This window comes from Pseudomonas pseudonitroreducens, assembly GCF_021603645.1.
In the GTDB taxonomy this organism is placed as follows: Bacteria; Pseudomonadota; Gammaproteobacteria; order Pseudomonadales; family Pseudomonadaceae; genus Pseudomonas; species Pseudomonas pseudonitroreducens.
In genome coordinates, this window is the sequence record NZ_BQHJ01000003.1 from 225,901 (window position 1) to 240,900 (window position 15,000).

General features: G+C 66.2%; 14 protein-coding genes. 4 read left to right on the top strand and 10 right to left on the bottom strand.

Annotation, left to right across the window (positions count from 1 at the left end):
- Positions 1-79: 79 nt before the first annotated feature.
- The 4 genes from L6D89_RS08945 to L6D89_RS08960 are packed head-to-tail and all read left to right on the top strand — an operon-like array spanning position 80 to position 4,903.
- Entirely contained in the window at positions 80-1,594 is a 1,515-nt protein-coding gene (locus tag L6D89_RS08945) for an efflux transporter outer membrane subunit (RefSeq protein WP_373874936.1), read from the top strand.
- Position 1,595: 1 nt separating this feature from the next.
- Complete coding sequence (locus tag L6D89_RS08950) at positions 1,596-3,782, top strand: FUSC family protein (protein ID WP_236199414.1); 2,187 nt, start codon at positions 1,596-1,598, stop codon at positions 3,780-3,782.
- Between the two features lies 1 nt (position 3,783).
- A complete protein-coding gene (locus tag L6D89_RS08955; protein ID WP_045211321.1) occupies positions 3,784-3,984 on the top strand; it encodes a DUF1656 domain-containing protein in 201 nt (66 codons plus the stop codon).
- 13 nt (positions 3,985-3,997) lie between these two features.
- On the top strand, positions 3,998-4,903 hold the full coding sequence (locus tag L6D89_RS08960; protein ID WP_236199415.1) for an efflux RND transporter periplasmic adaptor subunit: 906 nt from the start codon (positions 3,998-4,000) through the stop codon (positions 4,901-4,903).
- A 303-nt stretch (positions 4,904-5,206) separates the two neighbouring features.
- Here the strand turns inward: L6D89_RS08960 and L6D89_RS08965 are convergent, their stop codons facing one another.
- From L6D89_RS08965 to L6D89_RS09010, 10 genes are all read right to left on the bottom strand, one after another.
- A complete protein-coding gene (locus tag L6D89_RS08965; protein ID WP_236199416.1) occupies positions 5,207-5,458 on the bottom strand; it encodes a hypothetical protein in 252 nt (83 codons plus the stop codon).
- 31 nt (positions 5,459-5,489) lie between these two features.
- Entirely contained in the window at positions 5,490-6,377 is an 888-nt protein-coding gene (locus L6D89_RS08970; RefSeq protein ID WP_236199417.1) for a TIGR01459 family HAD-type hydrolase, read from the bottom strand.
- A 73-nt stretch (positions 6,378-6,450) separates the two neighbouring features.
- The gene (locus L6D89_RS08975) at positions 6,451-7,122 is read right to left on the bottom strand and encodes a dual specificity protein phosphatase family protein (protein ID WP_236199418.1); all 672 of its coding nucleotides are present in this window, start codon (positions 7,120-7,122) and stop codon (positions 6,451-6,453) included.
- 85 nt (positions 7,123-7,207) lie between these two features.
- The gene (locus L6D89_RS08980; RefSeq protein ID WP_236199419.1) at positions 7,208-7,594 is read right to left on the bottom strand and encodes a hypothetical protein; all 387 of its coding nucleotides are present in this window, start codon (positions 7,592-7,594) and stop codon (positions 7,208-7,210) included.
- Entirely contained in the window at positions 7,594-8,424 is an 831-nt protein-coding gene (locus L6D89_RS08985; protein WP_236199420.1) for an SDR family oxidoreductase, read from the bottom strand. Before L6D89_RS08985 ends, L6D89_RS08980 begins: the two co-directional genes overlap by 1 nt.
- A gap of 61 nt (positions 8,425-8,485) precedes the next feature.
- The gene (locus L6D89_RS08990; RefSeq protein ID WP_236172808.1) at positions 8,486-8,950 is read right to left on the bottom strand and encodes a multidrug transporter; all 465 of its coding nucleotides are present in this window, start codon (positions 8,948-8,950) and stop codon (positions 8,486-8,488) included.
- A gap of 582 nt (positions 8,951-9,532) precedes the next feature.
- Positions 9,533-10,975, bottom strand: coding sequence for a mannose-1-phosphate guanylyltransferase/mannose-6-phosphate isomerase (locus tag L6D89_RS08995; protein WP_236199421.1), 1,443 nt, complete (start codon positions 10,973-10,975; stop codon positions 9,533-9,535).
- A gap of 280 nt (positions 10,976-11,255) precedes the next feature.
- Positions 11,256-11,903, bottom strand: coding sequence for an alginate O-acetyltransferase AlgF (locus L6D89_RS09000; protein ID WP_024765849.1), 648 nt, complete (start codon positions 11,901-11,903; stop codon positions 11,256-11,258).
- 80 nt (positions 11,904-11,983) lie between these two features.
- On the bottom strand, positions 11,984-13,168 hold the full coding sequence (locus L6D89_RS09005) for an alginate O-acetyltransferase (protein WP_236199422.1): 1,185 nt from the start codon (positions 13,166-13,168) through the stop codon (positions 11,984-11,986).
- A 13-nt stretch (positions 13,169-13,181) separates the two neighbouring features.
- Positions 13,182-14,744 (bottom strand): MBOAT family O-acyltransferase, encoded by a 1,563-nt coding sequence (locus tag L6D89_RS09010; RefSeq protein WP_236199423.1) that lies wholly within the window; start codon positions 14,742-14,744, stop codon positions 13,182-13,184.
- Positions 14,745-15,000: the final 256 nt, after the last annotated feature.

The window sequence follows — 15,000 nt, forward strand, 5'->3', positions numbered from 1 at the left end:
TCGCCGCAACTGGCTTTGCCGGCTCTCCACGCGTAAAAGCCCTACTCTGAATAGCTAGACCACTTCCAGGACCTCCACCGTGTCGCGTCACCTCGTGAAAGGACTGACGTTCGTCGGCTCCTTTGTCATTTTTTCAACAATCGCCGGATGTATCAGCACCAACGGCATCGCCCCGCAGGAACAGCGCCTGGGCGACACCGAGCTGGCCACCGACGCCGCCATCGCGCACGCCAACCAGGAAGCTGGCTGGCCCGCCGAGCAGTGGTGGCGCGCCTATGGTGATCCGCAGTTGAATAGCTGGGTGCAGACTGCGCTGGACGGCAGCCCGACCCTGGCCCAGGCCGAGGCGCGGGTGCGCATGGCCATGGCCATGGCTGGCGTCGCCGAGTCCGCCGAGTCGCCGCAGATCAGCGGCGATGCTTCGCTGACCCGCCACCGCTGGCCGACCGACTACTTCTACGGCCCGGGCGAGCTTGCCGACACCACCACCTGGAACAACAACGCTGCCCTGGGCCTGAGTTATTCGCTCGACCTCTGGGGCCGCGAGCGCAGCAACACCGAGCGCTACGTCGACATCGCCAAGATGACTGCCGCCGAGGCGCGCGTGGCCCAGCTGGAGCTGGAGAGCAATATCGTCCGCGCCTACATCCAGCTGTCGCTGCAATACGCCGAGCTGGACATCGGCAAGGCCATGCTGGCTCAGCAACAGGGCATCCTCGCCCTGGCCCAGCGCCGCCTCGATGGCGGCATCGGCACGCATTTCGAAGTCAGCCAGGCGGAAGTCCCGCTGCCGGAAACCGAACGCAAGATCGAAGCGGTAGACGAGGAAATCCAGCTGACCCGCAACCAGATCGCCGCCCTGGCCGGCAAAGGCCCCGGCGCCGGCGCCTCGATCCGGCGCCCGAGCCTCAAGCTCGCCGAGGGCCCCGGCCTGCCCAGCAAGCTGCCGATGGAACTGCTCGGCCATCGCCCGGACGTGGTCGCCAGCCGCTGGAAAGTTGCCGCGCAAGCCAAGGGCGTGGACGTCGCCCGCGCCGAGTTCTACCCCAACGTCGACCTGGTCGCGAGCATCGGCTACAGCGCGGTCGGCGGCGGCATGCTGGAATTCCTCAATGCCGAGAAATTCACCTACGGCGTCGGCCCGGCCATCTCCCTGCCGATCTTCGACGGCGGTCGCCGTCGCTCGCAGCTGAGCCAGGAATCGGCGGGCTACGACGCCGCCGTGGCGCAGTACAACCAGACGCTGATCAACGCGCTCAAGGGCATTTCCGATCACCTGATCCGCATGCACTCCATGGAGCTGCAGCAGGGCTTCGCCGAGAAGTCCGTGGCGTCGGCCCAGCGCACCTACGACATCGCCACCAAGGCGTACCGGGGCGGTCTGACCGACTACCTCAACGTGCTCAACGCGCAGACCCGCCTGTTCCAGCAGCAATTGGTGGAACAGCAGGTTCGCGCCGCACGCCTGGCCACCCATGCCGGCCTTGTCGTTGCCCTCGGCGGCGGCCTGATGGACAAGCAGGAAGGCCCGAAGGAGCACAAGATGGTCCCGGAAACCGTCGACGTCCGCGCGGCCCAGGGAGCCGGGCGCTGATATGGCGGCGAACGACTTCAGCGCCCATCCGACACCGCTCGACGCCCTGCGTCGCGCGCTGCTGGAGTGGGGCCGCAGCGACGGGGTCACCTGGGTGTACATCGCCAAGGTGCTGCTCGCCGCGCTGCTGACGCTGTGGCTGGCGATGCGCCTGGAGCTGCCGCAGCCAAGCACGGCGACCATCACCGTGTTCATCGTCATGCAGCCGCAGAGCGGCCAGGTGTTCGCCAAGAGCTTCTACCGGATTCTCGGCAGTGTGGTCGGCTTGACCGTGATGGTCGCGCTGATCGCCATCTTCGCCCAGCAGCGCGAGCTGTTCCTGCTGGTCTCGGCGCTGTGGATCGGCCTGTGCACCGTCGGCGCCGCGCGCTACCGCGACTTCCGCTCCTACGCCTGCGTGCTCGCCGGCTACACTGCCACGCTGATCGGCCTGCCCGCCACGCTGCATCCGGAAGCCGCGTTCATGTCGGCGATCTGGCGCGTGCTGGAAATCAGCCTGGGGATTCTCTGCTCCATGGTGGTCAGCGCCACGCTGTTCCCGCAGACCTCCAGCACCGCCATGCGCAGCGCGCTGTACCAGCGTTTCGGTGCCTTCGCCGGCTTCGTCCTGGACAACCTCGGCGGCGGTGATCGCAGCAAGTTCGAGGCGTCCAACGTGGCCTTTGCTTCCCAGGCCGTTGGCCTGGAAGCGCTGCGCAGCGTCACCCGTTTCGAAGACCCGCACATGCGCCTGCGTTCCGGCCGCCTGTCGCGCCTGAACAACGAGTTCATGGTCCTCACCACCCGCTATCACGCGCTGCACCAGTTGCTGGCGCGTCTGCGCGCGCAGGAAGCCGACGCCGTGCTGCGCGCCCTGCAGCCGTGCCTGGACGAACTGGCCCAGGTGCTCGCCCCATGGCGCGGCCAGTCGGTTACTGACCGCGATGCCGAGCGCCTCGCCGCGCAGCTGGAAAGCCATCGTACGCGGATGATGCAGTGCATCCGCGCCGGTCGTGCGCAACTGTTGGACGAGCAGGATGATCCTGCCGCGCTGCTCGACTACAACACCGCCGGCGAGCTGCTCTACCGCCTGGCCGACGACCTCTACAATTACGCCCTGACCCACGCCTCCCTGGCTGCGCACAAGCACGAGCGGGAGAACTGGAAGCATGGCTTCTCGCCCAAGGCCAACCTGGTCGCCTCGCTGGTGGCGGGCGGCCGCACCGCGCTGATGGTGCTGGTGTTCGGCCTGTTCTGGATCGAGACCGCCTGGCCCAGCGGCAGCACCTTCGTGCTCAACGCCGCGGCCGTCGCCGCGCTGGTATCGGCCGCACCGGACCCGGCGAAAATGGCCATGCAGATGGCCGTGGGTACCTTCTTCGCGGCGATTCTCGGCTTCTCGGAAACCTTCTTCGTGTTCCCGCACCTGGACGGCTTCGCCCTGCTGGCGTTCGCCCTGGCACCGGTGTTCGCGCTGGGCGCGTTCTTCTCGATCAAGCCCAAGTACGCCGGCTACGGCCTGGGCCTGCTGGTGTTCTTCAGCTTCGGCGCGATCCCGGCGAACCTCACCGTCTACGATCCGGGCCGCATGCTCAACGAGTACATCGCCCTGGTGCTGTCGCAGAGCCTGGCCGCGGTCGTCGCCGCGGTGATCATGCCGCCGACCAGTGCCTGGCTCTGGCGCCGCCTGGAGAAAGACCTGCGCCTGCGCGTGGTGGAAGCCATCAGCGGCAGGCTCGACGGCCTCGTCTCGTCCTTCGAGAGCGGCACCCGCGACCTGCTCAACCAGGCTTATGGCGTGGCCGCGCGCAGCCCACAGATGCAGCGCCGGCTGCTGCGCTGGACCTTCGTGGTGCTGGAAATCGGCCACTCGATCATCGAACTGCGCGTCGAGCAGGAGAACCTGCCGGCCGAGCCCTGCTATGCCGAGTCGACGCCCTGGCGGCAGTCGATCCGTACCATGGGCCGTGCGCTGATCCGCCTGTTCGTCAAACCCTGCGAGGCCAACCGCGAGCGCGCCCTGGCCGCCGTGGAACAGGCCATCGATTGCGTGAAGACCACCGACGAGCCGCGCGCCCCGGACTTCGAAAGCTCGCCGCTGCGCCGCGTGCTCAGCTACCTGCACTTCATCCGCAGCAGCCTGCTCGACCCACAGTCGCCGCTGCGCGACGGTGAAACCTCTTCAGGAAAGATCACCCATGTTGCCTGACCTGCCCCGCGAGATCGCGTTCCACGGGGTCTACATGCCGACCCTGACCCTGATGTTCCTCGTTGCCGCCGTGATCTGCTGGGGCATCGACCGCATCCTCGCTTCCGTCGGTCTGTACCGCTACACCTGGCACCCGGCGCTGTTCCGAGTGTGCCTGTTCGCCTGCCTGTTCGGCGGGCTGTCCCTCACTATCTATAAGTAACGAGCGTGCACCCATGACTCTCAAATCCATCATCAGCCTGCTGGCGACCCTGATCATCCTGGCGGTCGCCGCGTTGATCGGCCGCGCCCTCTGGGTGAACTACATGGATACGCCCTGGACCCGCGACGGCCGGGTGCGCGCCGACATCATCAACGTCGCCGCCGACGTCTCCGGCGTGGTGGTCGACGTACCGGTGCGCGACAACCAGCAGGTGAAGAAAGGCGACCTGCTGATGCAGATCGACCCGGATCACTACCAGATCGCCGTGAAGCAGGCCGAAGCCCTGGTCGCCTCGCGCAAGGCCACCCTGCAGATGCGCCAGCTCAATGCCAAGCGCCGCCGCGCCATGGACGAGGAAGTGGTCTCCCGCGAGAGCCTGGACGACGCCAGCAACACCGCAGCCGCCTCCGAGGCCGACTACCAGCAGGCCCTGGCCGCGCTGGACGCCGCCAAGCTGAACCTGGAACGCACCCAGGTTCGCGCCTCGGTGGACGGCTACGTGACCAACCTCAACGTGCACCGTGGCGACTACGCTCGCGTTGGCGAAGCGAAGATGGCCGTGGTCGACGAGAACTCCTACTGGATCTACGGCTACTTCGAAGAGACCAAGCTGCCGCACATCCGTGTCGGCGATCCGGCCGAACTGCAACTGATGAGCGGCGAGCGCCTGAAGGGCCACGTCGAAAGCATCGCCCGCGCCATCTACGACCGCGACAACCCCGAGAGCCGTGAGCTGGTGGCCGACGTCAACCCGACCTTCAACTGGGTACGCCTGGCCCAGCGCGTGCCGGTGCGCATCCACATCGACGAAGTGCCGGACGGCGTGCTGCTGGCGGCGGGCATCACCGCCACCGTGATCGTCAATCCGCAGAGCGGCAACGCCGAGCATTCCGATGGCGCGACTGCGACGGCGCAGTGATCGGGGCGGGTGAATGAAAACGGGAGCTTCGGCTCCCGTTTTTCTTCTGGCTCAATGCCGTAAGCGTTTCCGGTGCTCGGGCAGCCCTCACCCCAACCCTCTCCCGGAGGGAGAGGGGGCTGATCGTGCCGGCTGACGCTGTGGTTTTTCGCCTGTACCGATCGGTCCCCTCTCCCGCTTGCGGGAGAGGGTTAGGGTGAGGGGCTTTTGATTTTGTAGGATCGAGGGGGCGTACATTCGTTGCTCGCGAACAACCCTGCAGCGCAATCGGTTCGCGAGCAAGCTCGCTCCTACGAAAGCGGTTCAGCCCTCGGCCTGCTCGCCCTGGCGGTTCTTGTAGCTGCCGCGAATATTCATCGCTGCCAGGCACAGCTGCAGGATCACCAGCGCGTATGCCTGGGCCGGGATGCCCCAGGCGATCCACAGGGCGTTGCTGGCGAGGAAGACCCAGAAGCCGATCTTGCGCCGCTTGCGCTCGCGGGAGCCGACCAGCCAGGCGGCGAGGACGGTGACCAGCATGGCGGGCCATTGCAGCAGGTCGATCAATTCGTTCATGGGCGGTCGGGCTCAGGCGATTGTCCTGAACTCAGACCAGCCCTGGCGCGGCAAAGTGCGGACGAACTGGGTAACCATCGAGCAGCGCATTGGTTTTTTCCGCGTCCAGCTCGCCATTGAACGGCACGCCCAGCGCCTGGCGGTGGATGCCGGTGGCGGCCAGCCAGAGTGTGTCGATGCGTGCGGCCAGCGCTCCGGGGACGTCGGTCACCAGCGAGTCACCGACGAACAGGATGTGCTTCGCGCCGCGCGCCTCCAACTGTCGCTGGGCGATGCGGAAGGCGGAGGGATCGGGCTTGCCGTACCAGTGAACCTTGCCGCCTTCCTCGGCGAAGGCTTCGGCCAGGCGACCGGCGCCGAACACCGTCTGGCCGCCGGAGACCACCACACGGTCCGGGTTCGCGCACAGGAACGGTTTTTCGGTGGCGCCACGCAACGGGGCGAAGCGCTCTTCCAGTTCGTCCTGCGGGAAGCTGCCGACGCCAAGGATCATCGACGCGGCATGGATGTCGTCGCAGAAGCGCTCGCGGATTTCCGCCGGCCAGGTGGTCAGCGCATCACCGACGCCGACGGTGTAGATACCGCCGCGCTGGAATTCGCGTTCATGGGTGAAGGCGTCGATGGCCAACTGGCCGGAGGTGGTGATGCCGGCGAACAGCTCGCGGGAGACGCCCAGCCGCACCAGGGTGTCGGCCATCTCCGGGACGCTGCGCGAGGCATTGCTGAGGAACCATACCGGCTTGCCTTCGGCGGCGCGGCGGGCGAGCCAGTCGAGGGCGCCGGGGAAGACGTCGACGCCGTCGATCAGTACACCCCAGAGGTCGAGCAGGAAGCCGTCGTAGTCAGCGCAGAAGGCATCCAGGCCGGCGTGGTCGATATAGCGGGTGTGGGTGACGGCGCTGAAGCGGGAAGAGGTCATGGCGTGCCTGTGAAACGGTGAAGGTGGGGATAAACTACCGCACTCTCGCCGAATCGGTGTGACAGGCCGCCGATCAGTGCGCCGGATGCGGCGCGCGCTCCTCGCCGAAGGTATCCGCCAGCCACCCCTTGAGCTGGCAGCCAGCAAAGGCCGAGGTGCTGCATTCGCCACTTGCCAGGGCCTGCTGCAGCTGACCGATGTCGGCTTTCTGCACATAGGCGATGGCGTCGGTCATGTCATCTTCGCTGCCATAGCCGCCCTGGGTCATTTCCTTGAGCGCGTCCTCCTTGCTCCAGCCCTGGATCACCGTGCGGTACATGGCGGCGAACAGGCCGGTGCGGTCGCGTCCGTGCTTGCAGTGCATCAGCACCGGACCGTTCTGTTCAGCGCTTTGCAGGATGCGCAGGACCTTCAGGACATCGGCGTCGTCGACGCGGTCGGCATGGGTCGGGAAGCTCACTGCCTCGATGTTCTGCTGGCCGATCCATTCGCGGTCGTCGTCCTTGATGAAACTCACCACGGTCTTTACCTGCAGGCGCTGCAGTTCGGGCAGGTCGGCGCTGCCGGGCAGCGCGCTGCGGTAGAGGGTCGGCGACATCTGGTAGAGGTTGAGCGACTTGTCCACGGGCTTGGCCCAGTCGGACGGCGTTGTGCCGGCGGCCAGGGCAAGCGGGCTAATGCTCTGCAGGGCAGTGCTCAGCAGGGCGGCGGCGATGGCGCCGCGGAGAATCTGGGGCAGGGACATGGGGACTCCTCCAAGGTCTGCGTCACCTTAGGCGGGGTCGGGTCGTGCCCGGATGAAATGCAGGTGAAGAAAGCGTGAAGCCCGCTCAGCGCCTGTCGGCCGGCAGGAAGCGCACCAGCACGCCGGGGCGGAAGAACCACCAGACGCACAGCGGATAGCACAGGTAATTGAGGAAATAGAGCAGCAGGGCTGCCGGGCTGGGCGTGTTCTTCCATGCCGCCATGCCGACCAGGATGGCGTAGAGCAGGGCCAGGCCGCCGCCGTACAGGGCGGTCAGCCGCCAGCGTTCAGCGGTCTCCGCCAGTCGCTTGTGCCGGCGAGCGAACCAGAAGGCCATGGCGGCGGCGATCACGGCTGCCACCAGCAAGGTCGCCGGCACACCGCCGACCCGCAGCAGCCCGCGTGCCACCACGTTGAGGAAGAAGGCGGCGAGGATGCCGGCAAGGGCGAGGTAGCGGACCTGGTAATGCATCAGAGTTGCCCGTCGAGACCGAAGCGTTTCTTCAGCACCTTGTCCAGCAGGCCGGCGGGCACCCAGCGTGAGAGCAGGGGCAGGGCCCGGCTGCCGTTGCCGATGCGCACCAGGCGCGGGCGCGGGGATTTCTGCACAGCGGCCAACAGCTCGCGGGCGAAGTCAGTGGCCGGGGTGGGTTTGTCCTGGGACGCGGCAGCGCGCGCCTGGATGAATTGGCGCAGCGGCCACCAGGCGGATTTCTCGCTGACCACCGCGGCCATCTCACGGCTGGCGTTGGCGCCGAAATTGGAGGCAATGGCGCCCGGCTGCACTTCCATCACCTCGATGCCGAAGGGTGCAAGCTCCAGGCGCAGTGCGTCGTTCAGGGCATGCACGGCGGCTTTCGATGCGCAGTACGCGCCGGCGAAGGGCGTGACCAGTACCCCGGACACGCTGCCGATGTTCACCACCAGCCCGCGCCGGGCGCGCAGGGCGGGGAACAGCGCGCGGGTGACACCGACCACGGCGAACACGTTGGTCTCGAATTGTTTGCGGATTGCCTGGCTGCCGCCGTCGAGCAACGGGCCCATGGCGCCGTAGCCGGCGTTGTTGATCAGCACATCGAGGCCGCCGGCTTCGTGCAGTAACTGCTCGGCAAGGCGCTCCACGGCGGGTTCGTCGTTGACATCCAGCAGCACGCCGCGAAAGCCCGCCTGGCCAAGGGCGGCAACGTCTTCATCGCGGCGGGCGGTGGCCCAGACCTGGTATCCGGCGGCCTGGAAGGCATCGGCAAGGGCGCGGCCGATACCGCTGGAGCAACCGGTGATGAGGGCGACGGGCTGGGGCATGGTCTGGCAGTCCTTGGGCTGTGGGCGGGACTACCGTACCGGATTGTGCGGGGCAGGTGAATCAGTTGCCGAAGCGACCGTTCACTCGTTCGGCGCGGAACTCCAGGGTGCTGGCGCGATAACCGGGGCGCAGCGGCGGCAGCGGCAGGCAGTCGTTCCAGCTGTCACCGGCGAGCAGCGCGCCGGGGCCGCGATAGCGCGGAGCCTCGTAGAGGTTTTCGGCAAGGTCGGTGGTGTCGCCAGGGCGGTAGGCGGCGACCTTCCAGCGCAGCTCCAGCAATGGGCGGTGCGAACCGTTTTTCAGGCTAATGGCCAATGGGCGGTCGGCGGGGCACTGCTCCGGCTGGTAGGCGATGCGCAGTTCCAGATGCTGGAGTTGGCGCGCGTCGCTGTTGTCCTGCCAGATGGCGATGGCGATCACACAGGCCAATCCAACCAGCCCGGCGCCGGAGATCGGCAGGGCGCGGGAGGGGTAGCGGATCAGCAGGACGATCCAGGTGACGATCAGCAGGATGCCGTACAGCATGGAGCGCTCCGTGGGGGATGTGTGGATACCTTAGCAGGAGCATCGCGGCGGTGGGTTGATGCTGCTCCATGATACCGCTCGATGTAGGAGCGAGCTTGCTCGCGAACCCGCCCAGCGCCGACGCTGAGCTGTAGGAGCATCTGTCTTTCTCGGGAAGCCCGTGCCGATGCTTTCCCCTCACCCCAGCCCTCTCCCGGGGGAGAGGGAGCAGTCCGTACCGGCTGACACCCAGGATTCATCCTGCACCTAACGGTCCCCTCTCGCCTTGGGAGAGGGCTAGGGTGAGGGACGGCCCAAGCGCAGAGGTAACTCGTAGAAGCGGACTCCGTCCGCGATCAGGGCTGCTCTTTACGCCAGAGCAACGCGGGATCGTGTGGAGCGCAGCGATATCCATCAATGGCGGTGCACAGGGCAGCATGGGTATCGCTGCGCTCCACCCATCCTACGAAGGCTTTCGTTTGCGGTTCGCGAGCAAGCTCGCTCCTACGAAAAGCGGGCCGGCGCGCGGGCATAAAAAAGCCCCCGCACCGCAAGGTGCGAGGGCATTGGCGCCGATGGGGGGGAAGCGCCAGGTCCCGGGGCTTAGCGGACCACAGCCTGCAGTTCCACGTTCTCGGTGGTGCGGCCGTAGACGTCTTCCAGACGCTCGATGTCGTCTTCGCCCAGGTAGCTGCCCGATTGCACTTCGATGATCTCCAGCGGGATCTTGCCCGGGTTGGCCAGGCGGTGGACCGAGGCGATCGGGATGTAGGTGGACTGGTTCTCGGTGAGCAGGAAGGTCTTGTCGTCACAGGTCACCTGGGCGGTGCCGGAAACGACGATCCAGTGCTCGGCGCGGTGGTGGTGCATCTGCAGCGACAGGCGTGCACCCGGCTTGACGGTGATGTGCTTGACCTGGAAGCGCCCGCCCATGTCCACCGAGTCGTAGGAGCCCCACGGACGGTAGACCTGGCAGTGGTTCTGGGTCTCGCTGCGGCCGGCGGCGTCGAGCTGGTTGACCACCTTCTTGACGTCCTGCACGCGGTCCTTGTGGGCGATCATCATGGCGTCCTTGGTCTCGACGACCACGATGTCTTCCAGGCCGATCACCGACACCAGCTTGCCGTTGCCGTGCACCAGGCAGTTGTGGCTGTCGTGGACCATCACGTCGCCCATGGTGACGTTGCCGTCGTCGTCCTTGTCATGCACTTCCCAGATCGACGACCAGCTGCCGACGTCGTTCCAGCCGGCGGACAGCGGTACCACGCAGGCGCGGCGGGTCTTTTCCATCACGGCGTAGTCGATGGAGTTGTCCGGGCAGCATTCGAAGGTGGCGGCGTCGATGCTGATCAGCTCGCCGTCGTGCTGGCTGCGCTCCAGGGCCAGCAGGCAGGTGTCGTAGATGTCGGCGTCGTGCTTCTTCAGTTCCTCGAGGAAGCGGCTGGCGCGGAACAGGAACATGCCGCTGTTCCAGAAGTAGCCGCCGTCCTCGACGAACTGCTGGGCGCGGGTTTCGTCGGGTTTCTCGATGAAGCGCTCGACACGGATCACACCGTCCGGCAGACCGCGCTTGTCGCCGGCCTTGATGTAGCCGTAGCCGGTTTCAGGACGGTTGGCGGGGACGCCGAAGAGCACCATCTCGCCCTTTTCGGCGGCGTTGGTGGCCAGCGCCAGGGCGCGCTGGAAGGCGCGCTGGTCTTCGATCACGTGGTCGGCGGGGAGGATCAGCAGCAGTTCGTCGCGGCCCTCGGCCATCAGCTTCATGGCGGCGATGGCGACGGCGGGCGCGGTGTTGCGACCGAAGGGCTCGAGCAGGATCGATTGGGTTTTCAGGCTCAGCTCTTCGAGCTGTTCCTGGACGATGAAGCGGTGCTCCTGGTTGCTCACCACCACCGGCGGCTCCATGCCTTCGAACACCAGGCGCGAGAGGGTCTGCTGGAACAGGGTGTGTTCGCCGGTCAGGGCCAGGAACTGCTTGGGATACTGTTTGCGCGAAAGAGGCCAGAGTCGCGAGCCGCTGCCACCGGAAAGAATTACTGGAATCATCGGGTTTCTCCTTAAGCGTTTGCGTTCTGTCTGCCGGGCCACGTCGTGTGGGCCGGCCTGCGGTTTGGGTGACCTCTCCAGTGCTTGCCGTTGCTGCGGCGCACGGGTCTTGCTGCCGGTGTGGGGCCGGTCTTGTTGTTCTGCTCGGGAATCAGGCGTGATGCCGCTCCCGTAGGGCGAATAACGCGAAGCGTTATCCGCCGTCTTTCTCGGTCATTCCGTCGGCGGATAAGCGCAAGCGGTTATTCGCCCTACGTGTTGCAGCCATCAGCGGCGCAGATCAGTCCGCCTTGACCGGACGCTTGACCCACACCGGGTTCAGCTTGCTGTCGCCGGTGACGTAGAGGCAGACCACTTCGCCGCGCTCGAGGGTGACGGGCTTGAGGTCGCTGACCTTCTTGGCGCCGTCGAACAGGGCGAGGTTGACTTTCACCGGGTTGATCTCGCGGTCGCCGTGGCTTTGCGGGGCGACGTTGCTGACCACTTCGGTCTTGCCATCGGCGGTCTTCAGGGTGAGGGCCTTGCCGCTGAGGTTCTGCACGCGGACCAGGGCCTTCTGCTTGTTCTTGAACGGCGGCTCGGGCACCAGGCGCGGCTGGCCGCCGGGCTGGCTGACGAGGGTGTAGTAGGCGTCCGGATCAAGCTTCACCGGCAGGCTCTGGGAACCGACCTTGGCGGTGTAGTTGCCCGGCGGGAGGAACTTGAAGTCGCTGGAGCCCAGCGGCGAGATGTCGTTGAGGGTGGCGTTGCCGACGCTGACGGACAGCTCGGAGCTGCCGGCGTTGTAAGCCCGCACGAAGGTGGAGCCCTTGGGTGCCTGCGGGCCGTAGAGCGCGCCTTCACCGCCGGCGAAGGCGCCGAAGGAAGCGGCGCCCAGGGCGAGGGCGAGGGCGGACGACTTCAGGGTGCGAATGCTCAGTCGGTTCATGGGGTGTACCTCCGTCTTTCTCTCTTGGGGGGCACAAGAGGTGCCCAGTTCCAGCGCTTGGTGCGCCGTGGGTGTTCGGGTCAGTGAGCGGCCTGGTTGGAAGCCAGGCGTTCGTCGCGGTTACCGTCCGCACGCAGTTGCGCCAGCCAGTCCTGGTTGAACTGGCTGAGGTCGCTGTGCATCGGCAAGTAGCGTTCGGGGAATTCCCAGACCAGCAGCTTGGCCGGGGCTTTCTTGAAACCTTCGTCCTGCAGCAGTTCGAGCATTGGTTCCAGGGGGCCCTTGCCCTCCTTGGCGTAGTTGATGACGTCCGCCGACAACGCCTGCTTCAGCGCCCCGGCGAAGTTCCAGCGCGGGTTGGCGCTGTAGCTGGTGCCGACCAGGGCGATCTGCGGCTGGGCGCTGTCGCCGAACAGGTCGCCGCCACCTTCGGATGTCGCGGTGGCGCCGTCGGCCGGGTGGGTCTGGCGCTGTTCCAGCTGGTCTTCGGCCGGCAGCAGGTCGGTAAACAGCGGGTCCAGCGGCAGGAAGGTGAGCAGGTCGCCCTTGTGCGCGCCGCTCTTGCCGGCTTCGGTGACGAAGGTCTGGGTCGGCAGGTCGGCGCCCTGGCCCTGGCGGATGCTTTCACCCAGGCGCTGGGCCACGGCTTCGGCGCCCAGCGGGGTCCAGTGGGTGTCGGTACGCAGGAACACCTGGCCGTTGTCCTTGGCTTTCTCCAGCGTCCCCAGCAGCTCGGGCGCGGCCATGCCGGCCTGGCGGGCACGCTGCAGGAAGTCGGTGTAGAGGGAGGCGTGCAGGGCGGCTGGTTGTTCCTTGCCGACGAACTCGGGATACAGGCGTGTCTTGGCCGGAATAATCGCCAGCACCAGCTGCACGCCACGGCGTTCCAGCTCCTGTTGCACGCCACGCACCAGCGCCCAGTTGTCGTCCAGCTGCTGCTGGGTCGGCGCGGGCTTGAACTCTTCATCGGTGAACAGCCAGCCGTCCTTGCCGATCACCACGCCTGGGCGGCCTTCGTCGAAGACGGTGTAGTCCAGCGCGGCCCAGAGGTTGGTGCCCAGGCGCTTGATGGGGAATTCGTCGTCGTAGTGGCCCTCGAAGGCGTGGGCCAGCTTGCCGTTGAGCACGGTGGTGCCCTCGGCGGCGGAGAAGCTCGGGAAGGCCTTCAGCGACCATCCGGCCAGGCCCAGCAGCATGCCGCCGAAGGCGGCGATGTAGGCGTACTGCAGGGGTTTGCTGATCTTGGGTTGAGTGGTCGATTGCATGATCCGGCCTCGCTCAGAACTGGAAGTAAAGGAACGGCGAGTAGCTCTGCGCCGACAGCTTGAGCACCGAAGCGGCGAACAGCAGGAGCAGGGCGAGTCGGGTAGCCAGTACCGGCAGCTGGGTCATCCAGTGCGGCTGGTAGACGGCGTCGCCGCTGGGCGAATAGGCGATGGCGGCTGGGTCCTGCCGGGCCATGGACGGGGTGCGCGGCTGCGCGCTGGCGGGGCCGTCGGCGTTGACCTGTTCAGTCTTCGCGGCGGCCTTGGGTGCCTTGTCCTGCATCGGCTGGTTGTAGAACTGGCGGATGCCGAAGAAGGCCAGCACGAGGTAGGCGATCACCAGGGTGCCGACCTGCAGGCCGGTGAGGCTGGCGCGGTTGAGCTCGGAGAGCTTCCAGTCGCCGAAGCTGAACATGGCTTCGTACATGCGCCAGGCCACGTGCAGGTTCTCGGCGCGGAAGATCACCCAGCCGACGATCACCAGCAGGAAGGTGAAGGCCCACTTCAGCGGATGGAGTACGCGCGGCGCGGCGTTCACCCCCAGGGCGCGCTCGATGGCCAGCCACACGCCGTGCCAGGCGCCCCAGATGATGTAGGTGACGTTGGCGCCATGCCACAGGCCGCCCAGTAGCATGGTGAGGATCAGGTTGCGGTAGGTCTGGAAGGTGGTGCCGCGGTTGCCGCCCAGGCTGATGTACAGGTAGTCGCGCAGCCAGGTGGACAGGCTGATGTGCCAGCGCCGCCAGAACTCGGTGATCGACTGGCTGATATAGGGCTGGTTGAAGTTCTCCATGAAGCGGAAGCCCATCATCAGGCCTAGGCCGATGGCCATGTCGCTGTAGCCGGAGAAGTCGAAGTACAGCTGCGCGGTGTAGGCCAGCGCGCCGAGCCAGGCGTCACCGGTGGTGGGGTTCTGCAGGGCGAAGCAGTGATCGGCCACCGCGGCCAGGGTGTCGGCGATGAACACCTTCTTGACGAAGCCCTGCATGAAACGGGTGCAGCCTTCGGCGAACTTGTCGACGGTGTGGGTACGGTGGTTGAACTGGTCGACCAGGTCCTTGAAGCGCAGCACCGGGCCGGCGATCAGGTGCGGGAAGATCGCCACGAAGGCCGCGAAGTCGATCAGGTTGTGCGTGGCCGGGGTGTCGCCGCGGTACACGTCGATGATGTAGCTGATCGATTCGAAGGTGTAGAAGCTGATGCCGATGGGCAGCAGGATGTGGGTCAGCACGAAGGGCTGCATGCCGAACGAGGTGATGATCTCGTTGAGGCTCTCCACGCCAAAGTTGGCGTACTTGAAATAGCCCAGCACGCAGAGGTCGACCACCACGCCGAGCAGTAGCCAGCGCTGGGCGGCCTTGGTGCGCACGCCGGCGGCGCCGATGCGCAGGCCGATCCAGTAGTTGAATACGGTGACGCCGGCGAACAGCAGGAGGAAGTCCACCCGCCACCAGGCGTAGAAGATGTAGCTGGCGACCAGCAGCAGGAGGTTCCGGTAGCGGTTCCCGCTCAGGTAGTACAAGCCGAGGAAGACCGGCAGGAACAGGAACAGGAACACGTTGGAAGAAAAGACCATTCCGCGTCTCTCTCTGGAGCTTCAAACCTTGAGTCGCTCCGGACCTTCCGGCGTCTGTTCGACGCCTTGAGGAAAGGCCGGGGCAACCCGCCAATTCCTCCCCATGTGGTGCTCAATCTGCTGCGCCCGCCCGCGTCTTTGATTGCGTGGGTCGGGGGTGTTGCCGTACTCCGCGTGTGCGGGATGGGTAGCTCTTTGTAGGAGCGAGCTTGCTCGCGAGCCGCCCTGAGCTGGAGCTCTCGGAGACGCTGTTCGC